Annotated in this window: 25 protein-coding genes and 1 pseudogene; 8 read left to right on the top strand and 18 right to left on the bottom strand. The window is 64.8% G+C overall.

Annotation, left to right across the window (positions count from 1 at the left end):
- Positions 1–158: 158 nt before the first annotated feature.
- From C5689_RS09640 to C5689_RS09680, 9 genes are all read right to left on the bottom strand, one after another.
- The gene (locus C5689_RS09640) at positions 159–491 is read right to left on the bottom strand and encodes a hypothetical protein (RefSeq protein ID WP_108917068.1); all 333 of its coding nucleotides are present in this window, start codon (positions 489–491) and stop codon (positions 159–161) included.
- A gap of 67 nt (positions 492–558) precedes the next feature.
- Entirely contained in the window at positions 559–837 is a 279-nt protein-coding gene (locus C5689_RS09645; RefSeq protein WP_108917069.1) for a DUF7662 domain-containing protein, read from the bottom strand.
- Positions 838–1275: 438 nt separating this feature from the next.
- Positions 1276–2901 (bottom strand): sulfate adenylyltransferase subunit CysN, encoded by a 1626-nt coding sequence (gene cysN / locus C5689_RS09650; RefSeq protein WP_108917070.1) that lies wholly within the window; start codon positions 2899–2901, stop codon positions 1276–1278.
- On the bottom strand, positions 2901–3818 hold the full coding sequence (gene cysD, locus C5689_RS09655) for a sulfate adenylyltransferase subunit CysD (RefSeq protein ID WP_108917071.1): 918 nt from the start codon (positions 3816–3818) through the stop codon (positions 2901–2903). Before cysD ends, cysN begins: the two co-directional genes overlap by 1 nt.
- Positions 3815–4564, bottom strand: a complete 750-nt coding sequence (locus tag C5689_RS09660) for a phosphoadenylyl-sulfate reductase (protein ID WP_108917072.1) — start codon at positions 4562–4564, stop codon at positions 3815–3817. The genes cysD and C5689_RS09660 overlap by 4 nt, the downstream gene beginning before the upstream one ends.
- Positions 4561–5061, bottom strand: a complete 501-nt coding sequence (locus C5689_RS09665) for a DUF934 domain-containing protein (RefSeq protein ID WP_108917073.1) — start codon at positions 5059–5061, stop codon at positions 4561–4563. The genes C5689_RS09660 and C5689_RS09665 overlap by 4 nt, the downstream gene beginning before the upstream one ends.
- Positions 5045–6769: a nitrite/sulfite reductase gene (locus C5689_RS09670; RefSeq protein WP_108917074.1), complete on the bottom strand. Its 1725-nt coding sequence runs from the start codon at positions 6767–6769 to the stop codon at positions 5045–5047. The genes C5689_RS09665 and C5689_RS09670 overlap by 17 nt, the downstream gene beginning before the upstream one ends.
- Positions 6766–7104: a DUF2849 domain-containing protein gene (locus C5689_RS09675; RefSeq protein WP_108917075.1), complete on the bottom strand. Its 339-nt coding sequence runs from the start codon at positions 7102–7104 to the stop codon at positions 6766–6768. Before C5689_RS09675 ends, C5689_RS09670 begins: the two co-directional genes overlap by 4 nt.
- Entirely contained in the window at positions 7101–7418 is a 318-nt protein-coding gene (locus C5689_RS09680) for a 2Fe-2S iron-sulfur cluster-binding protein (protein ID WP_108917076.1), read from the bottom strand. The genes C5689_RS09675 and C5689_RS09680 overlap by 4 nt, the downstream gene beginning before the upstream one ends.
- 362 nt (positions 7419–7780) lie before the next feature.
- Here C5689_RS09680 and C5689_RS09685 point away from each other — a divergent pair, with 362 nt between their 5' ends.
- The 3 genes from C5689_RS09685 to C5689_RS18215 all read left to right on the top strand — a co-directional run bounded on the left by C5689_RS09685 (position 7781) and on the right by C5689_RS18215 (position 9752).
- Positions 7781–8614 carry a P-loop NTPase family protein gene (locus tag C5689_RS09685; protein WP_174800235.1) on the top strand — a complete coding sequence of 278 codons (834 nt, stop codon included), beginning with the start codon at positions 7781–7783 and terminating at the stop codon, positions 8612–8614.
- Between the two features lie 59 nt (positions 8615–8673).
- Complete coding sequence (locus C5689_RS09690) at positions 8674–9387, top strand: hypothetical protein (protein WP_167398705.1); 714 nt, start codon at positions 8674–8676, stop codon at positions 9385–9387.
- 125 nt (positions 9388–9512) lie between these two features.
- On the top strand, positions 9513–9752 hold the full coding sequence (locus C5689_RS18215; protein ID WP_142863196.1) for a hypothetical protein: 240 nt from the start codon (positions 9513–9515) through the stop codon (positions 9750–9752).
- A 257-nt stretch (positions 9753–10009) separates the two neighbouring features.
- Here the strand turns inward: C5689_RS18215 and C5689_RS09695 are convergent, their stop codons facing one another.
- From C5689_RS09695 to C5689_RS09715, 5 genes and pseudogenes are all read right to left on the bottom strand, one after another.
- Positions 10010–10408 carry a F0F1 ATP synthase subunit epsilon gene (locus C5689_RS09695; RefSeq protein WP_108917078.1) on the bottom strand — a complete coding sequence of 133 codons (399 nt, stop codon included), beginning with the start codon at positions 10406–10408 and terminating at the stop codon, positions 10010–10012.
- A gap of 27 nt (positions 10409–10435) precedes the next feature.
- Positions 10436–11851: pseudogene (gene atpD / locus C5689_RS09700) on the bottom strand (F0F1 ATP synthase subunit beta); the annotation flags it as partial.
- A 49-nt stretch (positions 11852–11900) separates the two neighbouring features.
- Entirely contained in the window at positions 11901–12782 is an 882-nt protein-coding gene (locus C5689_RS09705; RefSeq protein WP_108917080.1) for a F0F1 ATP synthase subunit gamma, read from the bottom strand.
- A gap of 150 nt (positions 12783–12932) precedes the next feature.
- A complete protein-coding gene (atpA, locus tag C5689_RS09710) occupies positions 12933–14462 on the bottom strand; it encodes a F0F1 ATP synthase subunit alpha (RefSeq protein WP_108917081.1) in 1530 nt (509 codons plus the stop codon).
- Positions 14462–15025 (bottom strand): F0F1 ATP synthase subunit delta, encoded by a 564-nt coding sequence (locus tag C5689_RS09715; protein WP_108917082.1) that lies wholly within the window; start codon positions 15023–15025, stop codon positions 14462–14464. The genes atpA and C5689_RS09715 overlap by 1 nt, the downstream gene beginning before the upstream one ends.
- A 384-nt stretch (positions 15026–15409) precedes the next feature.
- Here C5689_RS09715 and C5689_RS09720 point away from each other — a divergent pair, with 384 nt between their 5' ends.
- The gene (locus tag C5689_RS09720; protein WP_108917083.1) at positions 15410–16291 is read left to right on the top strand and encodes an S-methyl-5'-thioadenosine phosphorylase; all 882 of its coding nucleotides are present in this window, start codon (positions 15410–15412) and stop codon (positions 16289–16291) included.
- 13 nt (positions 16292–16304) lie between these two features.
- Here C5689_RS09720 and C5689_RS09725 read toward each other — a convergent pair whose 3' ends face one another.
- Together C5689_RS09725 and C5689_RS09730 are read right to left on the bottom strand one after the other, a co-directional pair.
- The gene (locus tag C5689_RS09725) at positions 16305–16961 is read right to left on the bottom strand and encodes a biosynthetic peptidoglycan transglycosylase (protein WP_108917084.1); all 657 of its coding nucleotides are present in this window, start codon (positions 16959–16961) and stop codon (positions 16305–16307) included.
- 117 nt (positions 16962–17078) lie between these two features.
- Positions 17079–17714, bottom strand: a complete 636-nt coding sequence (locus C5689_RS09730; RefSeq protein ID WP_108917085.1) for a transglycosylase domain-containing protein — start codon at positions 17712–17714, stop codon at positions 17079–17081.
- Between the two features lie 310 nt (positions 17715–18024).
- On the opposite strand from C5689_RS09730, the gene C5689_RS09735 reads away from it, so the two are divergent.
- The 4 genes from C5689_RS09735 (at position 18025) to cysE (ending at position 23124) form a co-directional block, all read left to right on the top strand.
- Entirely contained in the window at positions 18025–18552 is a 528-nt protein-coding gene (locus C5689_RS09735; protein WP_108917086.1) for an adenine phosphoribosyltransferase, read from the top strand.
- Positions 18553–18645: 93 nt separating this feature from the next.
- Entirely contained in the window at positions 18646–19794 is a 1149-nt protein-coding gene (locus tag C5689_RS09740; RefSeq protein WP_108917087.1) for a L,D-transpeptidase family protein, read from the top strand.
- Between the two features lie 923 nt (positions 19795–20717).
- A complete protein-coding gene (gene pdxR / locus C5689_RS09745) occupies positions 20718–22202 on the top strand; it encodes a MocR-like pyridoxine biosynthesis transcription factor PdxR (protein WP_108917088.1) in 1485 nt (494 codons plus the stop codon).
- Positions 22203–22272: 70 nt separating this feature from the next.
- The gene (gene cysE, locus C5689_RS09750) at positions 22273–23124 is read left to right on the top strand and encodes a serine O-acetyltransferase (RefSeq protein WP_108917089.1); all 852 of its coding nucleotides are present in this window, start codon (positions 22273–22275) and stop codon (positions 23122–23124) included.
- A gap of 169 nt (positions 23125–23293) precedes the next feature.
- Here the strand turns inward: cysE and C5689_RS09755 are convergent, their stop codons facing one another.
- Both C5689_RS09755 and glpE read right to left on the bottom strand, forming a co-directional pair.
- Positions 23294–23584: a hypothetical protein gene (locus tag C5689_RS09755; RefSeq protein ID WP_108917090.1), complete on the bottom strand. Its 291-nt coding sequence runs from the start codon at positions 23582–23584 to the stop codon at positions 23294–23296.
- A gap of 85 nt (positions 23585–23669) precedes the next feature.
- The gene (gene glpE / locus C5689_RS09760; RefSeq protein ID WP_108917091.1) at positions 23670–24464 is read right to left on the bottom strand and encodes a thiosulfate sulfurtransferase GlpE; all 795 of its coding nucleotides are present in this window, start codon (positions 24462–24464) and stop codon (positions 23670–23672) included.
- Positions 24465–24725 lie beyond the last annotated feature (261 nt).

Below are 24725 nucleotides of genomic sequence, written 5' to 3' on the forward strand. Positions count from 1 at the left end.
CTCCCTCACCCTCGCCGAACGGCAAGGGCCCCGCCCCTACCCCAGGGCGAGGCCCTTGCCGTTCGGCGAGGGTGAGGGAGTATAGGAATATTTTCTGATTATTGTCAAGGTGGGGGAAAGGCGCAGCCATGTTGGCACTCTGGTTCCATAGTGGCGAGTTATGCGGCAACGCCACCACCGTGGATCACTTTCGAATAGTAAATAGCCCCGGTCGTGAATAGATTCCCGGGCGCTACTCGGCCTTTTGATTTCGGGTCGGTTGTGTAGCCATGAGCTTCCATCACGTCTTTTACCCAGCGGCCGATTAGCTTTTTATCCTCGTCCGTAATCGGCATGCCCAAGGCCAGGATTGGTTTTCCTAAGTCCTGCACGGCCGGAATCCTGTGTCGGCTTAAGGCGATCATGTCCGAGATTTGCGCGGGATTGTTCAGCATTTCCCCGACCTTCTCGCCGAGGGGCGTGTTTTTGAAATTTTCAAGTCCGAACGACATGAGGCGGCCTCCTACTATATTGCGAAACGCAAGCTAGCGATATGCGCTCTTTTGTCAAATAAAATTTTTAGCTGCCGAGGCCTGGCACTTCGACAAAGACGACGCTCTCTTCGGCCATATCGACCTGCGACGTTTTCCACCCCGCCATTTCCCATGCCAATGCATGAGAATGCCCGCCGCGCTCACCTTGGTTAGCCCACCACGGCCGATGAATTCTTGCACTGTCAGGCAACCTGAAGCCCAAGACGCTTTCAATCTCGCTGAAGGTTGCCTTCCACTCCTTACGCCGGAATTCTTGTAAGTGATGGAAGAGGGGCGCGTACTTTCCTCGCTGGGCGGTTTTCATAAGGAGCTCCCGTCTGGATGACATTAGTTCCTACCTACCTTAGTTAGTACCTACTAACTACAGCCGACCGACGCAGAAGTCAATTGACGTGTGGTTGCGAAACTTAAGACTTCTGCAGCACGCGCCCTACCCTTGCATTTCAATGACTTCCGCTGTGCAAAAGATACCTGCAAAAATCGGCTGCGCTGGGTAAACAAAACGAGCGCCAAAATCCCCCTGAAGGGGGTGGAAACGCCCGCCGAATATCGGGCTCGCGTCCTGCGTCGATGACAGCGAAGGCGTGCGCGAGCCCCCTCCCCAACCCTCCCCCGCTATGCGGGAGAGGGGGCGGATTGCGCGTATCATGGAGATTTCGTGTAACGTTTGCCGCTTCCCTCTCCCGCGATAGCGGGGGAGGGTGAGGGAGGGGCGCTTCAGCGTCTCGTCGCGAGAACGGCCTTACAATCCCGTGTCGTCGTGCGGCGGCTCGCCCTTGGTGAGGCCGACGGCGAAGCGCGTCCACAGACGCTCGTGCAGATAATAGAGTACGATTTTGGAGACGATCTCCGTGCCGGTGATCGCGGCCGATATGCCCGTGTCCTGCGTGAACAGGAAGGCCGCGCCGAAAGTGATGACGCTGCCGGGCACGCGCCAGGACAGCGATTTCACCAGGCTGCGCAAGGGCGTCGGATGCAGCAGGTCGGGCGACGGCACGCCTTCCATGGAGGCGTAGCTCGCCTCCACGCCATTGCGCGCGCTGCGCTCGGTCCAGGCCGATTGCTTCACCATGCCGACGGCGACCGTCTCATTGGTCACGCGATCGATGAGGATGAAGCCGCCGGTCTCGCGATTGTCCTCATAGAGATCGCAGGCGATGGCGGTGTCGAGCCACAGCTCTGCCTCGCCGATCTCGTTGAAGGCGAGCGTCTGCGACGCATCGGCGAGCGGCTCGGCGAGGCCGGTCTCGATCTTTATGTGCGAGGCGACCTGCTTCACAAAAGCCGGCGTCGTTCGCGCGCCGAGCTTTAAAAGATAGCTCTTGTCCAGCGTGAGCGGCTCGCGCACCAGCCATAGCAGCCGGGCCGACAGGCGATCGCCGATCTTGGCCGGCGACACCGGCGAGGCGAGCATGTCGCCGCGGGAAATGTCGATCTCTTCGGTGAGGGTCAGCGTCACCGACTGGCCGGCCACCGCATGGGCGAGATCGCCGTCATAGGTGACGATGCGCGCGATCGTCGTGTCGCGGCCGGACGGCAAAATGCGGACGATGTCGCCCGGCTTTACGTTGCCGCCGGCGATGAAGCCGGAGAAGCCGCGGAAATCATGGGACGGCCGGTTCACCCATTGCACGGGGAAGCGGAAGGGCAGCACGCGGGCGTTGTCGTCCGAGGCGACGCTCTCGAGATAGGCGAGCAACGGCGGACCGGAATACCAGTCCATTTTCTTGCTCGCATGAACGAGATTGTCGCCGTCCTTGGCGACCAGCGGAATCACCTGAATGGTGAGAAAGCGCAATTGCTCGGCGAAGGCGCGGAAGTCGCGCTCTATGTCGGCGAAAATCTCCTGCGAATAGGAGACGAGGTCCATCTTGTTGACGGCGACGACGACGTGGCGCACGCCGAGCATGGAGACGATGACGCTGTGTCGGCGCGTCTGATCCAGGAGGCCCTTGCGCGCATCGACGAGCAGAACGGCGAGCTCCGCCGTCGAGGCGCCGGTCGCCATATTGCGCGTGTATTGCACATGGCCGGGCGTGTCGGCGACGATGAACTTGCGCTTCTCCGTCGCGAAATAGCGATAGGCGACATCGATGGTGATGCCCTGCTCGCGCTCCGCCGCGAGGCCGTCGACGAGCAGCGCGAAATCGAGATCGTCGCCCTGCGTGCCGTGCTTCTTCGAATCCTTCTCGAGCGCGGCGATGAGATCGTCGGCCGCGAGATCGGCGTCATAGAGCAGACGGCCGATGAGCGTCGACTTGCCGTCGTCCACCGAGCCGCAGGTGATGAAGCGCAACAAGGGCTTGTCGGCGGGCGCCGGCCCGACGGGGGCGCGCAGCGGCGCGGGCGTGGCGAGGCCGCCGTGCATCAAAAATAACCCTCCTGCTTCTTCTGCTCCATGGAGGAGGAGCCGTCGTGATCGATGAGGCGGCCCTGGCGCTCGGAGGAGCGGCTCGCACGCATTTCGGCGATGATCTCCTCCAGCGTCGCCGCGGAGCTCTCGATCGCGCCGGTCAGCGGATAGCAGCCGAGCGTGCGGAAGCGCACCAGCCTCTGCTGCACGGTCTCGCCTTGCTGCAGCTTCAGGCGATCATCGTCGACCATGATGAGCATACCGCCGCGATCGATCACCGGCCGCTCCTTGGCGTAATAGAGCGGCACGACATCGATGCCCTCGCGCGCGATGTAGTCCCACACATCGGCCTCGGTCCAATTGGACAGAGGAAACACGCGCAGGCTCTCGCCCGGACCCTTGCGCGCGTTGTAGAGGCGCCAGAACTCGGGGCGCTGCGCCTTCGGATCCCAGCGATGCTGGGCGTTGCGGAAGGAGAGCACGCGCTCCTTGGCGCGGGATTTCTCCTCATCGCGCCGCGCGCCGCCGAAGGCCGCGTCGAATTTCCATTTGTCGAGCGCCTGCTTCAGCGCGTCGGTCTTCATGATCTGCGTATGGAGCTGCGACCCGTGCACGGTGGGATCGATATTCATCGCGACCCCTTCCGGATTGGTGTGGATGAGCAGCTCGAGGCCCGTTTCGGCCGCGCGGCGGTCGCGAAAGGCGATCATTTCCTTGAACTTCCATGTCGTGTCGACATGCAGCAGCGGGAATGGCGGCTTCGACGGATAAAAGGCCTTCATGGCGAGATGCAGCATCACCGCCGAATCCTTGCCGATGGAGTAGAGCATCACCGGCCGCTCGCATTCGGCGACGACCTCGCGTAGGATGTGAATGCTCTCCGCCTCCAGCCGATCCAAATGGCCGAGGGGCTTTGCCGCCAGCGCGTTCATTGCGAGCTCTCCGGCGCCGCGCCGCGCGTCAGCCTTCCGTCCGGCCCGACATGCAGGCCGCATTCTTTCTTCTCGTCCTCTTCCCACCACCAGCGGCCGGCGCGCTCGCTCTCGCCGGGCTCCAGCGCGCGCGTGCAGGGCGCGCAGCCGATGGAGAGGAAACCCTTCTCGTGCAGCTCGTTCACCGGCACGCTGAATTCCTCCGTCGCGGCGACGATGGCCTCGCGCGTGTAATCGGCGAGCGGATTGAGCTTGACCAGCCGACGCTCGGCGTCGCTCTCGATGAGATGCACGCCCTCGCGCGCCTGCGATTGATCGGCGCGCAGGCCCGTCACCCAGGCGGAGGCGCCGGCGAGCAGGCGCGACAGCGGCTCCACCTTGCGAATATGGCAGCAGCCCTTGCGATTCTCGATCGAGCGATAGAAGCCATTGACGCCATGCTCGGCGACATAATCGGCGAGCGGCAGCGCCTGCGGATAGGCGGCGTGAATGCGCCGCGCATAGCGCGCCTCGGTCCTCTCCCAAAGGGCGATCGTCTCCTCGAAGAGACGGCCCGTGTCGATCGTCACCACATCGATCTCGAGGCCCTGGGTGAAGATGGAATGGGTGACGAGCTGATCCTCTATGCCGAAGCTCGTCGTGAAGACGATGCGGCCGGGAATGACCTCGCGCGTGAGCGTCAGGCGATGATCGAGATCGAGCGGCGCGAGGCGCGGCGCGAGCGTTTCGACGATCGACGTCTTCATGCCACGCCCTTTCGCCGGCGTTCGAGTATAGATGCGCCGCCCGCGACGCCGCGCTGATAGGAGAGGCTGCGCGCCTGACGCGCCTTTGCCCAATTGGCCTCGCCGTGATGCGCCGCGAGTTCGTCGGGAATTTCGATCGTGTCGAAGCCGCCGCCGATCGCGTGCAAATATTGATCCGGCGTCAGCCGGCCGCTCGCCCGCAACTCGCCCACGAAACCCTCGCGACGCAGCAGCCGCGCGAGCGAGAAGCCGCGCCCATCGGTGAAGGCCGGAAAGGCGATGTCGATGAGCGCGAGACGCGAGAAATGAGGCGCCAGCGCCTTGGGATCCGTCGTATTGGCGACATAGACGCCGAGCGCCGTCAGCCGCGCATCTTCCAGCGCGGCGGGCAGTCGCCCGAGCGAGACGATCACCTTGCCGGCGCCGGGCAGGGATTCCTCATCGGCGAGACGGCGCCACTCGTCCGCGATGAAAGCGCCGTCAGATACCAGAGCCATCCTCGCCCTCCCGGCGCGCAGATTCCTTGAAACGCTTATGGCCCAAGCGCCGCCATGTGTCGATGAAAGCCTCGCCGTCGCGCCGCTCGGCGAGATAGAATTGCACCAGGCTCTCGATCACGTCGGGAACCTCTTCCGCCGAGACGCCGGGACCGAGCAATTCGCCGATCGAGGCCGAGAGCGTCGGATCGCCGCCGAGCGTGATCTGATAGGACTCGACGCCCTTCTTCTCGAGGCCGAGAATGCCGATCGCGCCGACATGATGATGGCCGCAGGCGTTGATGCAGCCGGATATCTTGATCCCCAGCTTGCCGATGAGGCGCTGGCGCTCGAGATCGGCGAAACGCTCCGAGATCGCCTGAGCGATCGGAATGGAGCGCGCCGTCGCGAGCGAGCAATAGTCGAGCCCCGGGCAGGAGATGATATCGCTGATGAGCCCGGCGTTGGCGGTCGCGAGGCCCGCCGCCGAAAGATCGCGCCACAGTGCGAAAAGATCATCCCGCTTCACATGCGGAAGAATGATGTTCTGCTCATGGCTGACGCGCAATTCGCCGAAACCATATGTGTCGGTGGCGTCGGCCAGCGCGCGCATCTGCGCGGAAGTGGCGTCGCCCGGAATGCCGCCGATCGGCTTCAACGAGACAGTGACGATGGCGTAGCCGGGAACCTTATGCGGCGCGACATTCACCGCGGCGAAGGCGGCGAATTCGGCGTTCTCCGCCTTGGCCTTTTCGAAGCCGTCCGAATGCGCGGGCAAAGCCTCGTAAGCCGGCGGCGCGAAAGCCGCGACGACGCGCTCCAGCTCCTGCGCGTCATAGGCGAAAGGCGCGCGGTCCATGGCGGCGAACTCGGCCTCCACCTGCGCGCGAATCTCGTCGAGCCCAGTCTCGTGCACCAATATTTTGATGCGCGCTTTGTATTTGTTGTCGCGACGGCCGAAGCGATTATAGACGCGCAGAATCGCCTCGAGATAGGCGAGCAATTGCGCGCGCGGCAGAAACTCCCGCAGCAGCTTGCCGACGAAAGGCGTGCGGCCGAGACCGCCGCCGACGATCACCTCATAGCCGATCTCGCCTTCCGCATTCTTCACGATGCGCAGGCCGATGTCGTGAATCTTGATCGCGGCGCGGTCATGCTCGGCGCCGCTCACCGCGATCTTGAACTTGCGCGGCAGGAAGCTGAATTCGGCATGAGCGCTCGACCATTGGCGCAGAAACTCCGCCGTCGGCCGCGGGTCCTCCAGCTCATCGGCGGCGACGCCGGCGAAATGATCGGCCGTCACATTGCGAATGCAATTGCCTGAGGTCTGGATCGCATGCATGTCGACGTCGGCGAGCGCCTCGAGAATATCCGGCACATCGACGAGCTTGGGCCAATTATATTGCAGGTTCTGCCGCGTGGTGAAATGGCCGTAGCCCTTGTCCCATTTGTCGGCGATATAGGCGAGCTGGCGCATCTGCCGCGAGGTGAGCGAGCCATAGGGAATGGCGACGCGCAGCATATAGGCGTGCAGCTGCAGATAGAGCCCGTTCATCAGGCGGAACGGGCGGAATTCCTCCTCCGTCAGCGCGCCGGCGAGGCGACGCTCCACCTGGCCACGGAATTCCGCGACGCGCTCGCGCACGAAGGCGCGGTCATATTCGTCATAGGCGTAGATCGTCGGCGCGGAATTGGGGCGCGGCGGCAGGGCCGGATCATGCGCAGTCATCGATTCCCCGCTCCTTGCAGCCATGCCTGCTTGCCGAGATCGCGCCGCACGCTGGGGCCGGCGGCGCGGAACTTCTCGCGAAAATGCAGCGGCGTCGGCGCGCCGGCCGCATCCACGAAGACATCGACCAGATAGGCGTCGACGACGCGGTTCGAGGCGACGGCGGCCTTGCCCGCGGCGTCGAGCGCCGCCGCCTCTGCGGCGTCATAAGCAATTTTCGCGCGAGACAAGCCGCGCTCCCAGCCATCGGCGCCGAGAAAGACGACGTCGCCCTCGGCGAGATCGGAGGCGAGCAGCACTTTGGGCGAGAATTTCGGATCGACGGCCCGCGTCATGTCGGCTCCTTGACCAGAGTGATCTTCAGCCCGTCGAGCTCGTCCGACCAGATGATCTGGCAGGATAGCCGCGAGGTCTCGTGCAGGAAGGGCAGCTCGTCGAGCTTGTCGATCTCGTCCTCGCGCGGCGGCGCGACCTTGTCGGCCCATTCGGGATCGAGCACGATGTGGCAGGAGGCGCAGGCGACCGCGCCGCCGCATGTGCCCTCCATACCCATCCCGTAATCCCGCAAAATCTCCATCAATCGCCAGCCTTCCACAGGCTCCAGCTCGTGGGTGACGCCGTCTGCGTCCTCGACACGGATCACGCTCATCCTTTTCTCCGAATAGGCCCCTTCGCCGCAGAGGCGCCCTTCCTTCGGCTTTCGGCCCGGCGCGAGCGTCTCGCGCCGGACGATGCGGCCACGCCGATCGCCGTATCATCCGGCGACAGCGTGAAAAACCGCAAATCTTCGATAATGTGCGACCTAATTATTCGACGTCGCGAGAATGTCAATTCACTATAATAGGCGGCGCCTTTCGGATAAACTACAAACAAGTTTCGTGGTATTAACCGGAAAGGTTTCGATCGCGCCCGCCGCGGCGAGAAAAGTCTCGGCGTGCGCAATGCATAAATGGTAAGGGATTTAGGTTCCTGCCGCCCGAACGCGGGCGCGAGCGATATAGGTGCTAGGCCATGGCTCAAAGACCGACCAAAGAAACCAAGCAGAGTTCGGCTCGCGAGGAGCGGCCGCCGGTCGTGCGGGAGAAAGCTCCTGCGCTCGCGCCTCAGAGAGGTCGGCCGACGCTCATTCTGGTCGGCGCCGACAAGGGCGGCGTGGGAAAGACGACGATCGCCCGCGTGCTGCTCGACTATCTCGCCGCCAATAATGTCTTGACCCGGGCCTTCGATACGGAGACCCCGCGCGGCACGCTCTATCGCTTTCATCCCGATCAGACCAGCGTCGTCGATTTGACCTCGACCTCGGATCAAATGAAGATCATCGACACTCTGGCCACGGCTCAGGTGAGGGTCAGCGTCGTCGACGTCCGCGCCGGCGGGCTGGAGCCGGCCTTGCAGGCGCTGCAGGACACCGGCTTTCTCGACGCCGTGGCGGAAGGGGAAGTCGGCTTCATCCTGTTCCATGTGCTCGGCTCGTCCATCGCCTCGCTGGACGAGATCGCCGAAGTCGCCCCTTATGTCGATGACGCCGATTATTTCCTCGTCAAGAACCATGTCAACGACACCACATTTTTCGAGTGGGACCCTGTGACGCACCGCAAATATTTCGAGAAAGTGGAGACGGCGGGCGAGATCACCATCCCCAAGCTCAACGAATTGTCCTATGAACAGGTGGAGATCGCCGGCGCGCCTTTTTCCACCTTCGTCGCCAATCGGACGGCGGAAGGGGGGCCGGCGGACCATTCCTTCGTCCTTCGTGGCTATGTCCGCACCTGGCAGAACAGGATCGCCGACGAATTCGATCGCATCCGTCTGCTGGATCGCATCGCCGGCAGGGAGGGCGCATAGCGCCGAGCTCGTGTGGTTGGTGGCAGAGCGAGCCTCGGGCGGCGCCGAGAGAGTGAAAAATGAGTCGACGCACTTTGGTGTTCGTCGCCTGTTCCCCGCATCCGCGATCGGGCGTTTCGACGACCGCGCGGCTGTTGACGGACTTCTATCTCTCGCGCCTCGCCGACGTCGAAGGCTTCGACACCGATCCTCACGCGCCGCGCTATCACGAATTGTTTCCCGATCGCACGCAGGTCATCGACATCGCCGCCATACGCGGCCAGATTTCCTTGTTCGACAGGCTGCTGGTCGACGACGGCGTTCCCAAGATCGTCGATGTCTGGCAGCGCAGCTACGACCGCTTCTTCAAGACGGTGAAAGAAATCGGCTTTGTGGAGGAAGCGCATTTGCGCGGCGTCGAGCCGATCGTCCTCTTCCATGTGGACCCGTCGGAAACGGCGCTGGCCAGCGCGCAATCGCTCAGCGCGTCATGGCGCGATCTTCCCATGGTGGTGGTGCAGAACGAAGGCGCCGCGCCGCTCGGGGCCTATGCGCATGAGACGCTCGGCCATTATCCATCGACGCGCCGATTTGTCATCGGCCCGCTGGACGGCGCCGTCGCGAAAACGCTGGAACAGCCGGATGTTTCGCTGAGCCGGCTGCTGGTGGCGCCGCCGCCGGAAATGTCGATCGTCATTCGAGCGGCGCTGAAAGCGTGGATCGCGCCCATCTTCACGCAATTCCACAGTTTCGAGCTGCGGCGCCGGCTGGAAGGCGCGCAATTCCTGAAATGAGCCGCGGCTCGTGCGCTCGCGCAGCCACGCCGTCGCCGGAGTGCGGCGCCGGGCCGCGCCCCTGTTCGGAACCTTTCTCAGCGGGGCGGATTAGCGCTGTGCCGAGTTCCACACAGGAGACTGCTATGCACTGCGGAGATTGCCGTTTTTGGCACCAACCGGCCGCTCAATGCCGGCGCAACGCCCCGCTGCCGATGCGCGGCGCGGGTCAGCAGGGAAACACAGACACTGCATGGCCGGCCGTCGCCGCCGATGAATGGTGCGGCGAATATCAGCCGGGCTATATCGACCGCACCAGCCTGCCGGCGGGAGCTCAGTCGCACGCCCGCAGTCGGGCCGGCCGTCAGGAATCCGCCCAGCATTGAGCGCACTTTCGAGCCTTTCCGCCGAACCGGAGTGCGCTTCGGCCGGAAACGCTCTCGTGAGCTGCTTCATCGCAGCCGAAGGGTTTTTGAGCGGGCCCAAAGGCTCGCGATCCAGGGGCGCGCCGGTCCGAGCGCGCCCAGAAACAGATCGAGCGCTATCCGATCCAATCGGATCGGATAGCGCTCGCTTTTCTATGCGGCATATGATCGGAGAGCCTTCGGCGGAGAGGCTCTGGAACCGTGAGACGACGCGCCTTTTACAGAGCGAGAGCCGTCTTCAGCTCCTGCAGCTGAGCGAGCTTTTCGGCCGCGATGCGGCGCGCCTCGTCGCCCTTGGCGTCGGCGACATCCTCGCTCGCATTTTTGATGTCCGCGTCGAGCTTGGCGGCGTCGAGTTCGGCGACCGGAATGGCGTATTCGGCCAGAATGGTGAAGCCGCCGAGGCCGACATCGGCGAAGCCGCCGCGCACGAACAGCTTTTCCTTATTGCCGGCCGCGTCGATCTCGACGACGCCGGGCTTGAGCACCGTCATCACCGGCGCATGATCTTTGAGAACCGTGAACACGCCCTCGGCGCCGGGGGCGACGACGGCGTCCACCTCTCCCGAGAACAGCAGCTTCTCGGGAGAAACGAGTTCGAAGTGAAACGTGGCCATGAAGGGCTCCGTCTAGCAATCAGCGGATCAGGCCGCTTCCTTGGCGAGCTTGGCGGCCTTCTCGACCGCTTCCTCGATCGTGCCGACCATGTAGAAGGCGGCCTCGGGGAGATGGTCGTATTGACCCTCGACAAGGCCCTTGAAGCCCTTGATCGTGTCGGCGAGCGCGACGAGCTTGCCCGGCGCGCCGGTGAACACTTCGGCGACGTGGAAGGGCTGCGACAGGAAGCGCTCGATCTTGCGGGCGCGCGCCACGGTCAGCTTGTCCTCTTCCGAGAGCTCGTCCATGCCCAGGATCGCGATGATGTCCTGCAGCGACTTATAGCGCTGCAGCGTCGACTGGACCTTGCGGGCGACCTCGTAATGCTCTTCGCCGACGATCGCCGGGGACAGCATACGTGAGGTCGAGTCGAGCGGATCGACGGCCGGATAAATGCCCTTTTCCGCGATCGAGCGGTTGAGCACGGTCGTCGCGTCGAGATGGGCGAAGGAGGCGGCCGGGGCCGGATCGGTCAGATCGTCGGCCGGCACGTAAATGGCCTGCACCGAGGTGATCGAGCCCTTGGTCGTCGTGGTGATGCGCTCCTGCAGCGCGCCCATGTCGGTGGCGAGCGTCGGCTGATAGCCCACCGCCGAAGGAATGCGGCCGAGCAGAGCCGACACTTCCGAGCCCGCCTGCGTGAAGCGGAAGATGTTGTCGACGAAGAACAGCACGTCCTGGCCCTTGTCGCGGAAGTCCTCGGCGACGGTGAGGCCGGTCAGCGCGACGCGGGCGCGGGCTCCCGGGGGCTCGTTCATCTGGCCATAGACCAGAGCGGCCTTGGAGCCGGCGGCGGAGCCGTTCTCGGGCTTCTTGTTGACGCCGCCCTCGATCATCTCGTGATAGAGGTCGTTGCCCTCGCGGGTGCGCTCGCCGACGCCGGCGAAGACGGAATAGCCGCCGTGCGCCTTGGCGATATTGTTGATGAGCTCCATGATGATGACGGTCTTGCCGACGCCCGCGCCGCCGAACAGTCCGACCTTGCCGCCCTTCGCGTAGGGCGCGAGCAGGTCGACGACCTTGATGCCCGTCTCGAGGATCTGCGCCTCGGTCGCCTGCTCGGCGTAGGACGGAGCCGGCTGGTGAATGGCGCGCTTGGTCGCCGTCACGATGGGGCCGGCCTCGTCGACCGGCTCGCCGATGACATTGATGATGCGGCCGAGCATCTCGTCGCCGACCGGCACCGAGATGGGGGCGCCCGTGTCGGTCACGGGAGTGCCGCGCACGAGGCCTTCCGTCGAGTCCATGGCGATGGTGCGCACGGAATTCTCGCCGAGATGCTGCGCAACTTCGAGGACGAGGCGCGCGCCCTGATTGCTGGTCTCCAGCGCGTTCAGGATTTCCGGCAAATGATCGTCGAACTTCACGTCGACGACAGCGCCGATCACCTGCGTGATGTGACCCGTGGTCGTGGGGGTAGCCATTGTCTCGTCCTCTCGGCTGTTGTTCTGGTCAGAGCGCCTCGGCGCCCGAGATGATTTCGATGAGTTCCTTGGTGATGATCGCCTGACGTGACCGATTGTAGAGCGTCGTCTGCTTCTTGATCATGTCGCCGGCGTTGCGCGTGGCGTTGTCCATCGCGCTCATGCGCGCGCCCTGCTCGGAAGCGGCGTTCTCGAGCAATGCACGGAAAATCTGCACCGATATGTTGCGGGGCAGCAGCGTGGCCAGAATCTCGTCCTGGCCAGGCTCATATTCATAGGTCGCCAGAGCGCCGCCCGCGGCCGCCTCGTTCTCATTGGCGGAAATCTGCGCCGGAATGAGCTGCAGCGCTGTCGGAAACTGCTGAATCACAGATTTGAAGCGCGAGAAGAACAGCGTCGCCACATCGAACTCGCCACGCTCGAACAGATCGATGACCTTGCGGCCGATCGCGTCGCCCTGATCGAAGCCGATCTGGCGCACGCCGCGAAGCTCGACGAGCTCGATGATGTTCTTCTCGTAATTGCGGCGGAGCTGGTCGTAGCCCTTCTTGCCGACGCAGAGAATCTTGACCGTCTTGCCCTGGCCCTGCAGGCGCTGGATGTGCTCGCGGGCGAGCCGGACGATCGAAGAATTGAAGGCGCCGCAGAGGCCGCGCTCGGCGGTCGCCACGACGAGAAGATGCGTCTCGTCCCGGCCATTGCCGGAGAGCAGCACGGGCGCGCCGGTGGAGACGCCCCCGGCGAGATTGGCGAGCACTTTCTCGATGCGCTCGGCATAGGGACGCGCCGCCTCGGCCGCCGCCTGGGCGCGGCGCAGCTTGGCCGCCGCGACCATTTGCATGGCCTTGGTGATCTTCTGCGTCGCCTTGACGGAAGATATGCGGTTTCGAAGATCCTTCAACGAGGGCATGAGAGAACCCGTCTCATTGCGACCGGAGCCGGCCTGTCGTCATTGCGAGAAGCGAAGCCGCGATGCGATCGCAGAGCCGCCGAGCGGCTCTGGATCGTTTCGCTGCGCTCGCAATGACGGGCCATTGCTTCCGATCCTTGGTTGCGCGCGTCAGGCGAAGGATTTCGTGAAGGCGTCGAGGACGCCCTTCAGCTCGGCGGCCGTCGCATCCGGCAGATCCTTGGTCGTGCGGATCGTCTCGAGGATGTTCGGATGCTGGGTGCGCAGCAGCGCCAGCAGACCGTCCTCGAAGGCGCGCACGCGGCCGACCGGCAGCGGATCGAGATAGCCGTTGACGCCGGCGTAGATCACGCAGGTCTGCTCTTCCATCTTCAGCGGCGAGAATTGCGGCTGCTTCAACAGCTCGGTCAGGCGCGCGCCGCGATTGAGGAGGCGCTGCGTCACCGCGTCGAGGTCGGAGCCGAACTGAGCGAAGGCGGCCATTTCGCGATACTGAGCGAGCTCGCCCTTGATCTTGCCGGCGACCTTCTTCGTCGCCTTGGTCTGGGCGGCGGAGCCGACGCGCGACACCGAGAGGCCGACGTTCACCGCCGGGCGGACGCCCTGATAGAAGAGGTCCGTCTCGAGGAAGATCTGGCCGTCGGTGATGGAGATGACATTCGTCGGAATATAAGCCGACACGTCGTTGGCCTGCGTCTCGATGACCGGCAGAGCGGTCAGCGAGCCGGCGCCGCGATCGTCGTTGAGTTTGGCGGCGCGCTCGAGCAGGCGGGAGTGCAGATAGAACACGTCGCCCGGATAGGCCTCGCGTCCCGGAGGACGGCGCAGCAGCAGCGACATCTGGCGATAGGCGACGGCCTGCTTGGAAAGGTCGTCATAGACGATCACGGCGTGCAGGCCGTTGTCGCGGAAATACTCGCCCATGGCGCAGCCGGCGAAGGGCGCCAGGAACTGCATCGGCGCCGGATCGGAGGCGGTGGCCGCCACGACGATCGAATAGTCGAGCGCGCCGCGCTCCTCCAGCACCTTCACGAATTGCGCGACGGTGGAGCGCTTCTGGCCCACGGCGACATAGACGCAGTAGAGCTTGGCCTTCTCGTCGGTTCCGTCGTTCAGCGACTTCTGGTTCAGGATGGTGTCGAGCGCCACGGCGGTCTTGCCGGTCTGGCGGTCGCCGATGATCAGCTCGCGCTGGCCGCGGCCGATCGGGATCAGCGCGTCGATGGCCTTGAGGCCGGTCGCCATCGGCTCATGCACCGACTTGCGCGGAATGATGCCGGGAGCCTTCACGTCGACGCGCGAGCGGCTCTCGTAGAAGATCGGGCCTTTGCCGTCGATCGGATTGCCGAGCGCGTCGACGACGCGGCCGAGCAGGCCCTTGCCGACCGGAACGTCGACGATGGCGCCGGTGCGCTTGACGGTCTGGCCTTCCTTGATGTCGCGGTCGGAGCCGAAGATCACGACGCCGACATTGTCGCTCTCGAGATTGAGCGCCATGCCGGTGATGCCGTTCTCGAACAGCACCGTCTCGCCGGCCTGGACATTGTCCAGACCATAGACGCGGGCGATGCCGTCGCCGACGGACAGAACCTGACCGACCTCTGCGACTTCGGCCTCATTGCCGAAATTGGCGATCTCATTCTTGAGGATCGCGGAAATCTCTGCGGCGCGGATAGCCATCAGCCGACCTCTTTCATGCGTGTTCGAATGGAATTGAGCTTGGTCTTCAGCGACGCGTCGAGCATACGCGAGCCGATTTTGACGACGAGACCCCCGATGATCGCCGGATCGACCTTCACCTCGAGGTCGATCGTCTTGCCGCTGGCGACGCCGAGGAGCGCATCGCGCAGCGCGCTCTCGTGATGAGAGGCGAGCGGCGCGGCCACCGTGACGTCGGCGCGCACGACGCCCTTGGCGGCGTCATGCAGCTTGCCATAGGCCTCGATGATGGCGGGGAGAGCGAAGAGGCGACGTTTTGTCGCGACGAGCTTCACGAAATTGGCCGCGACGCCCGTGACGCCAGCGGCGTCGAGAATGGGAGAGAGAGCCTTGATCTGCGTTTCGGCAGAATAGACCGGGCTCTTGATCAGGCGCTCGAGATCCGCGCTCTCTTGGATCAGCGCAGCAAAGCCGCGCAGCGCCGTCGCGATCTCGTCCGTGGAGCCTTTCTCCACCGCGAGATCATAAAGGGCCGAGGCGTATCGCCCCGCTACTCCGGATAGATCGTCTCCGCCTGAAGCCACTTGCGTATCGCTCTCGGATCGCCGTCACTCGAGGCGCCTCGCGCGCAACGCAGGTCTGCGTGCGACGAAATCCGCAATGGCCTCGAACAACGTATTGTCGGGGGAAGGAGCCAAGGGCGACGCCCCAGCTCCAAGGCGATCGTCCCCTAACACAGCATATTTTGCGGCGCAACCCTGCGAAGGCTGCGAAGAGGGCAGTTTCGACGATCGCCCAAAAAAGCGCCATTCCCATTTCGTCGCGCGCAGAGCCTCGGCTTGGCCTTTGACTACGTTGAATTTTTAGGCGCTTCGCAATTTTTCGGGACAGGCCGGCGGCGTGTCGCCGCTTGCGCCGGTCGCGCGAGCGTGGCACTGCGAAATCCTATCCACAGTCGGAGACGAAAGATGACGCGAGCGGTTGTCGGCATCATCGGAGGATCGGGCGTCTATCACCTGCCCGGCTTGCAGGATTTGCGCGAGGAGCGCGTCACGACGCCCTGGGGCGATCCGTCGGACGCGCTGCATTTCGGCCGCATCGGCGAGACGCAGGTCGTGTTTCTGCCGCGGCATGGGCGCGGTCATGTGTTCTCGCCCTCGGGCATAAATTATCGCGCCAATATTTTCGCGCTGAAGCAGGCGGGCGTCACCGATCTCGTGTCCGTCTCCGCCTGCGGCTCGTTCAAATCGGAGCTCTATCCGGGACTCTTCGTGCTGCCGGATCAATTCGTCGATCGCACCTTCGGCCGGCAATCCTCCTTTTTCGGCAATGGCTGCGTCGCGCATGTGTCCATGGCGCATCCGGTGGCGCCGCTGCTGGCCAAGCGCATCGCCGCCGCGGCGAAGACGGAAGGCATGGAGCATTCCGTCGGCGGAACCTATGTGTGCATGGAAGGTCCGCAATTTTCGTCTTACGCGGAATCGCTGACCTACAAGGCCGCGGGCTATGACGTCATCGGCATGACCGCCATGCCGGAGGCGAAGCTGGCGCGCGAGGCGGAACTCTCTTACGCGACCATCGCAATGGTCACGGATTTCGACTGCTGGCATCCAGAGCACGACAATGTCGATGTCGCCTCGGTCATCGCCGTCGTGCGCGACAACGCCGACAAGGCGAGCCGTCTGCTCGCGCGCCTGCTCGCCGATTTTCCACATGAGCACGAGCCCTGCCCGATCGGCTCCGATCGCGCGCTCGACACCGCCATTCTGACGGCGCCAGAGGCGCGCGATCCGGCGCTGATGGAGAAGCTCGGCGTCATTGTCGCGCGGGCGAGCGGCGCGGCGACGTAAAGCGAAGAGCGCCTCAATCCCCGCAATCGTCCAGCCAGACGTCGGAAGAGCCGCGCCGCTCGCAGAGCCCGGCGAGATGTTTCTCGATGCGGCGCACGCGCTCGGCGTTGGCTTGCGTGCCCGGCGCGAAATCTTTGGGATCATCGACGGCGACGACGAGCGCGAGAAACTCGCCGTCGTCCAATTCCGCCAGCGGCTTGCCGAACCATTTGCGCGCCGCCGGATCGAAGCCGTTCACATCGATGAAGGCGGCGATCTGCGCGCTCTTCGAAGTCAGCGCGCCGACGGCGAATTGCGCGATCAGCGTCTGGCGAATCCTGCCGAAGCCCGGCTTGAAATCGGCGAAATAGAGTTTTTTCGTCACCGATTGCGCGAGCGTGCCGCCGAGCGGCGCGCTCCAATCGACGCCGCCATGCGTCCAGAAGCGAGGGTCCCGCACGCGCAGCAGCGTCTCGATGCGCTCGCGCGAGAAGCCGGGCGGCAGTTTGGCGCCGTGATCGGTCTCCGCCTCATAACGCGCGAACAACGCCGGCGTGGCGACGCGGGCGAGCGCGACGGAGACGGCCTCATAACCGACGAGCGCGGCGAAGGCCGCGCCGGCAAAGGCGGCCAGCGCCGAGCCCGCTGTCGCCGCTGCGAATGAGCGCGCCCGTCTTTTCGCATCTCGCATAGAACACACTCCCGCCGACGCTCGCCTCGCATTTTCGGTCGGGAGCTTTACGAGTAAAATGGGCGGCGGCGCGACCGGTGCATGACCATCTCGCGGAGCGATTGCGGCGAGACGCGACTAATCAGCGCAATTCTCCAGCCACACATCGGAAAAGCCGCGCCGCTCACAGAGGCCGGCGAGGTATTTCTCGATGCGCCGCACGCGCTCGGCGTTGGCCGGCGTTCCCGGCGCATGGTCCTTCGGGCTGTTGTTGGTGGCGACGAGCGCGAGAAATTCATCGTCGTTCAACGCCGCCAGTCTCTTGCCGAACCATTTTTGCGCGGCGGGCTCCCATCCGTTCACATCGATGAAGGCGGCGAGCTGGGCGTTCTTGGAGGTCAGCGGCCCGACGGCGAATTGCGCGATCAGCGTCTGGCGGATCTTCGCGAAGCCCTTTTGGAAATTCTCGAAATAGAGCCGCTTGACCACGGATTGCGTGACGGTAGTGGTGGTGAGCGGCGCGCTCCAATCGACGCCGCCATGCGTCCAGAAGCTCGGGTCCTGCACTTTGATCAGCGTCTCGATTCGCTCGCTGGACAGGCCGGCAGGCAGTTTTGCGCCATTGTCGGTCGCCGCCTCGTAGCGCGCGAAAATCTCCGGCGTCTCGGAACGGGCGAGCGCGACCGAGACCGCCTCATAGCCGACGAGGCCGAGACTCGCCGCGGCCGCCGCAATCAGGATGGCAGGAATGATACGTCGTTTGAAATCAGCCATATGAATTTCTCCTCGCAGGGAAATCGGGTGAATGAGAAATGGCGCCTGAAGCGGCGTTTCTACCTCCCCCTTCGAGGGAGGAGGTCGAGCGCCGAAGGCGATCGGGAGGGTGTGACGCCCCGAGTCTTTGCAGTAGAACCCCACCCCGGACCGCGCAATACTGCTTCACCCGATATCCTGATCTTTGCGGTGAAAATCGGTAGTCTGTCGGCGCTCCTGCGGCCGGAATGCGGCAGCCGCGTGAGATGCCTTTCGGCCGAGAATGCGCTATGAACCGACGAGCCGAACAAATCCGACGAGATTTCGCAACATGACCCTCGCTTCCACAATCCGCACGATTCCCGACTATCCCAAGCCCGGCATCATGTTCCGCGACATCACGACGCTGCTCGGCGACGCCAGGGCGTTTCGCCGCGCCGTGGACGAATTGGTGCAGCCCTGGGCCGGCACGAAGATCGACAAGGTGGCGGGCATGGAGGCGCGCGGCTTCATTCTGGGCGGCGCAGTGGCGCATCAATTGTCGGCCGGCTTCGTGCCCGTGCGCAAGAAGGGCAAGCTGCCGCATACGACCGTCTCCATCGCCTATTCGCTGGAATATGGCGTGGACGAGATGGAGGTTCACGAGGATGCGGTGGTGAAGGGCGAGCGCGTCATTCTCGTCGACGATCTCATCGCCACCGGCGGCACGGCGGAAGGCGCCGTCAAGCTGCTGCAGAAGATCGGCGCGGAAGTCATCGCCGCCTGCTTCGTCATCGATCTGCCCGAGCTCGGCGGCGCGAAGAAGATCGAAGCGCTCGGCGTCCCGGTGCGCCGGCTCGTTTCCTTCGAAGGCCATTGACGCCTCGGCGGGCCGCGCTTTTGGCCGCGCCCGCCGTCTCTTCGCCAATATCGCGTTTCGTAATGCATTTTTGTTGATTCCCTGACGATCGCCATGCCGTCGAAACCGTCGCGCCCCATTCTGCTCGCCATGGCGCTCGCGCTCAGCGCCGTCGAGATCGGCGTTTTTGCGACCTTCGCCTGGCGCGGTCCCGCGCTGCGGGAGGAGGGGCCGCGCCCATCCATCGCCGAGCCGCGCGCAATTCCCTTCGGCCCCATGCTGCAAAATCTGCGCGGCGCGATCGTCGAGACCGCGCGGCTCGCCGAGCCGGCCGCGCCGGCCGAGATCGAGGAGCCGCCGACCTCCCCGCCGCGCGCGCGGCCGCCCTCCTTCCTCGCGGCGCTGCCGCCGCTGGCGCCGCTGGAGCCGACGCTCGCTATTCCCGTCGCGCCCGGCGAGGCGCCGCTGCCGCCGGCGCGGCCGCGCAATCTCCCCGCCGAGCCCTCGGCGGCGACCGCGCTGCCGCCGGTCGCCGTCTCGCCGCCCGCCGCCACGCAGGCGCTCGCTCTGGCCGAGACCCCGCCGGCCCACGACCAAGCGGCGCCGCGCCGCGACGACGGCAATTTCCGCCTGGGCGCGGCGGTCTATGTCCGCATCTTCAAGAAGGAGGGCGAGCTCGAGCTGTGGCGCAAGCAGGGCGAGCGTTACGCGCTCTATCGGACCTATCCGATCTGCAAATGGTCCGGCCGTCTCGGGCCCAAGCTGAAATCCGGGGATTATCAATCGCCCGAGGGCTTCTACAGCGTCTCGGCGCGCCAGCTCAATCCGAACTCCCATTATCACCGCGCCTTCGACATCGGCTTTCCCAACGCCTTCGACAAGCAGAACGGCCGCACCGGCGCCGCGCTGATGGTCCATGGCGCCTGCAAGTCGGTCGGCTGTTTCGCCATGACCGACAGGGTCATCGACGAAATCTACGGAGCAGTCGAAGCGGCGCTGCGCGGCGGCCAGCACGAGGTGCCGGTCCATATCTTCCCCTTTCGCATGACCGATTTGGCCTTGGCCAAGGAGACGCAGGGCGACTGGACCAATCTCTGGGCGGCGCCGCCGGAGCACCAGCAATGGAGCGGCTTCTGGCAGAATTTGAAAGAGGGCTACGACCTCTTCGAGCAGACCGGCGAGCCGCCGACCGCCTATGCCTGCGGATCGCGCTACGCCTTCGGCGCCGCCGGCGGCTCCTGCCGCCGCATCGCCGGCTGGTGATCGATCCCTCGAGCCACGCGCCGACGCGCCGTCACGGCGAGCCGCCCCGCACATCGGCGCGCTACCGCTCGGACTCTTCCCGGCGTCCGGCGGTCAACGGAACAATTGCGACAATTGGTGCATCACGATGAGGAAGAAGGCGAGCACTCCGCCAATTCCCATCAAAGCTTTCACGACGCCCGCGCTGCTCGTCTGCATGGCTCCCGCTCCTTGTTCGGTTGCGACAAAAGCGAGGCTAACGGAGCGAAAACGTCGTTAAACCGCCAAGATTCGCGCGCCGACGGGTCCAAAGATGCGAGGCGGCCGGTAGTGTCGCAGTTTAAATTTTGACGGTCTTGACACGGGCTCTCGCTGCTCCCATTCGGTGGTATGCTTAGCCACAAGCAGGAGCGTTAACAATGCGATCAAACTCTCGTATCCAGGATGTCCTCCCCACGTTGAATGACCCGGAGGAATACGTGCGAGGCATCGTTGCCAGCTTCATACACGGGAAATTCTCCCCGGATGAGGCAACGATTAGGATCGGTGTATCTGGAGATGGCTATGCGCCACATTACTGCATTGAACAGGGTAGCGTGACTGTGGAGCTAAGCGGGCAGGAGCCCCTTCTAGTAGGAAAAAAGATAACGGGATATCAGCGCCGATTCGTTTTCGATGGCAGATCGCATAAGCCGATTTTGGGAGATCAACCCAAGGGAATGGGATGGAGTTCGGAAGCTATGACGTTCGCGGAAGTCCAAGCCATATTGGGTAATCTCAGGTCAAGCAAAAAGGCGCATTGATCCCGACAGGCCTCAAAAGGCGAAAGCCGCCCCGCTGACGCCACCCGACATGGGGCCCCGTCACTTGACAGAGCCGGCGCGCCCGGAGGAAGCTGCCGGCGGCCCTACGAAAAGAGCAATAATGCCGAGTGGAGGGGTCCAATGTCGCGACCCTTCGCCTATAGCCTGTCGCGCGAGATCGATCCGCGCCGCGGCGCGCCCCTCTATCTGCAGATCGTCCATGCGCTCATTCACGATGTGAGGAGCGGACGGCTCGCGCCGGGCGCGGCTCTGCCCAGCAGCCGCGAGCTCGCCGAATCGCTCGGCGTCAATCGCAAGACCATCGTGCTGGCCTATGACGAGCTGGTCGCCCAGGGCTGGTTCGCCACCCATGGCACGCGCGGCACTTTCGTCTCCGCCGAGCTGCCGGAGACGCTGCCGGCGCCGCGTAAAGCCTCCGCCGATCCGCGCACGCCCGGCTTTCCCTTCCGCGCGACGCCCGACCCCGCCTTTGTGCCGGCCGGCGAGGGGCTGGCCATAGACGACGGGCTTCCCGACGCCCGGCTCTTCTCGATCGACACTCTGCTCGGCGCCTATCGCGACGCCGGACGGCGCGCCGCGCGCTGCGGCGGGCTCGGCTATGGCGATCCGCGCGGAACCGGCGAGCTGCGCCGCGCCATAGCGGCGATGCTGGCCTCGCATCGCGGCCTCATCGTGGACGCGGAGGATGTGTGCGTCACGCGCGGCAGCCAGATGGGCATTTTCCTCGCCGCCCGCATTCTCGTCGCGCCGGGCGACGTCGTGCTGGTGGAGGGTCTCGGCTATTCGGCGGCGCGCGCGGCCTTCGCCGCCGCCGGCGCCGAGGTGATCGGCGTCCGCCTGGACGAGGACGGCGTCGATGTGGAGGACGTCGAGCGCCTGTGCCGCGGGCGGCCGGTGCGCGCGATCTATGTGACGCCGCACCATCAGTTTCCGACCACTGTTCCGCTGACCCCGGAGCGGCGGCTGCGCCTCTTGGACCTTTCCGCCAAATATGAGTTCGCGATCATCGAGGACGATTACGATCACGAATATCATTTCGAGCGCCAGCCGCTGCTGCCCATGGCCAGCTATGCGCCGGGGCGCGTGATCTATGTCGGCTCAATGTCCAAGCTGCTGCTGCCGGGATTGCGCATCGGCTATGTCGTCGCGCCGCCGCCGGTGGTGCGATCCATGGCCAACGCCGCCGCCGGCGTCGATCGCCAGGGCAATGCGCTGACCGAGCTCGCCGTAGCCGCTCTCGTCGATTCCGGCGAGCTGCGCCGCCATGTGCGCAAGGCGCGCCAGATCTATGCGCAGAGGCGCGACGCTTTCGGCGCGTCGCTCGCCCGCGCCTTCGGCGACGCGATCCGCTTTCGCATCCCGGCGGGCGGCCTCGCCTTTTGGACGACCTTCCGCGAGGAGGCGACGCTCGACGCGCTGGAGCGCGACGCCGCCGCCAATGGCCTGCGCTTCTTGCCGTCGACCTGCTTCGCGGCGCCGCCGCAGCGCGGGCGCGGGCTGCGGCTCGGCTTCGGCAGCCTCGACGCCGGCGAGGCGGAGCGCGTCATCGGGCGCCTGCGCCGCGCGGCCGGCGCCAGCATCGCCGAAAGCACGCTATCTTGCTGATCGTTCGGCCGATCTGGACGAAGACGGCCGCTCGAGCCAAATTGAGGACCTTCGAATGAGGAGACGCCCGATGGGAGCGACGCAGGACAATAGCCGCGCGATCGTCGCCGACGCTGCGGGTCGCGACGCGCTCTGGGAGCATATCCTCCGCGAGGCCGAGGACATTCTGGCGCGCGAGCCGGCGATGGCGAGCCTGGCGCTGACCTTCGTCCTCAATCGCCGCTCCTTCGAGGATGCGGTGGCGCGGCGTTGCGCGGCGCGTCTCGGCGGCGCGGTGACGGAAGATCTGCTCTTCGACGCCTTCGCCCGCGCGCTCGACGCCGATCCGGCGATCGGCGACGCTTTTCGCGCCGACATAAAGGCCGTCGTCGAGCGCGACGCCGCCTGCGGAAGGCTGATCGAGCCGCTGCTCTTCTTCAAAGGCTTTCACGCCATCGAGACGCATCGGCTGGCGCATTGGCTGTGGACCAATGGCCAGACCGATCTCGCGCTCTATCTGCAGAGCCGCTCGTCGGACGCGTTTCAGACCGACATTCATCCGGCGGCGCGCTTCGGCCGCGGCATATTCCTCGATCACGCCACCGGCCTCGTCGTCGGCGCGACGGCGGTTGTGGAGGACGATGTCTCCATTCTGCAGAGCGTGACGCTGGGCGGCACCGGCAAGGAGAGCGGCGACCGCCATCCCAAGGTGCGGCGCGGCGTGATGATCGCCGCCGGCGCGAAGATACTCGGCAACATCGAAATCGGCGCCTGCTCGCGCGTCGCGGCAGGCTCTGTCGTTCTGCATCCCGTGCCGCGCAATTCCACCGTGGCCGGCGTGCCGGCGAAGGTGGTGGGAACCGCCGGCTGCGCCGAGCCGGCGCGCGACATGGATCAGTTCCTGAACGGCCTGTCCTACGATTCGTTCAGCTATTCCATTTGACCGGCGCGCATTCACCCTCCCCTGTAGGGGGAGGGTCGGCCGGCGATAGCCGGACGGGGTGGGGTTCGCCGGCGAAGACTCGGGGTTTCACCCCCTCCCGAGCGCATTCGCGCTCGACCTCCCCCCTCGAGGGGGAGGTAGAAACGCCTCACTGCGGCGGCGTCTGCCGTCACGGCGTCTCTTGGCCGACGCGCCCGGCGAGTTGCGCGAAGGAGAAGCTTTCTCCAGCGGCCGATTCGCGCAGAGCGAGACGCAGCAGCCGCGCGGGAAAGCAGATGGCTTCCACATTGGAGTCGCGCATGTCGCGCGGCCGCAACGGATCATTGGCGAGCGAGAGCTCGACGTCGACGAGCAGCGCGTCGATCTCCTCCTGTGCGAGCGCGCCCTTGTCGCGCAATGCGCCGAACAGCGCCGCGAGTATGGCGTAGACGCCTTCGAGCTGAAGATTGGCCGTGTTCATTCATCGCCTCCGCGCAGAGCCCCTCGAGCGGAACCGATGGCGCGGAGATTCGATCCATCGGCGCTCTGAATTTATTTCCGCCGGCTCACGAAGCCGTCGCCATGGCTTTGCGCCGCTTCACTTCCGCGCGCATCAGATCGAGGCATTCCCTGGTGGAGGCCATGTCCAGCGCGGTGAGGCCGAGGTCGGTCTCGAACGCGGGATCGGCGCCCGCCGCCATCAATTGCGCCACGGCGCGGGCGCGCCCGGAAGAGGCGGCGAACATCAGCGGCGTCGCGGCGTTCACATTTATGTGCTGAATGTCGATTCCGGCGCGGATCAGCAGCGCGATATTCTCCTCTCTCTCGCCGACGCAAGCGAGCCACAGCGCCTGATTGCCATCCACATTGGTCGCGTGAATATCCGCGCCCGCCTGCAGCAGCTCGGCGACGAGGGCCGGCGGGGCGAGGCGCGCCGCGACCATCAGCGGCGTCACATTGTCCTTGTTGCGGCCATTGGCGTCGCCGGGCGCAAAGCCGTGCTCGGCGAGAAAAGCCTCGAGCTCCGGGCCGAGCGCCACGGAAGCCGGCGCGGAGCGCGCGGCGATCGCCCAGGCCTCATAGCCGCCATCGAGGCTGTAGACGTCTAAAAACCCCTGCTCGGCGAAATATTTGGCGTAGGCTTGGCTGGAATTGCCGTGATAGCAGCAAAAAACCACCGCCCGATCCTTCGGCGTCAGCGTGACGAAGGAGGAGATATTCTCCCGCGTCGCCAGCTCCGCGCCGTCGATATGGCCGCGCGCGAAAGACTCCGGATCGCGAACATCGATGACGAGCGCGCGCCCGCGCCCGATGATGTTGCGCGCCGCCGTGACGTCGATCCTGCGAAAGCTCGCTTGCATTGCCGCATCTCTCCCCTTCGATCGCCACGCGACATGCGAAGACGGGGCCAACAGCTCGCGCCACAGCTCCGGGACTGAGGGCGATCGGGTGAAGGACAACAATCCTCCCCCTCATGCTGAGGAGGCTCCGCAGGAGCCGTCTCGAAGCACGTGGGGGTGTTCCAAATGGCTGTGTATGAAGGTTTCCCCGTCCTTAACCTTCACCCGATCGCCCTGGGCTCAGGGACCGCGCGCGCTGGTTTTCGGCGTTCTCGTCGGCTA

It is taken from the genome of Methylosinus sporium (assembly GCF_003113265.1).
GTDB classification, from domain to species: domain Bacteria; phylum Pseudomonadota; class Alphaproteobacteria; order Rhizobiales; family Beijerinckiaceae; genus Methylosinus; species Methylosinus sporium.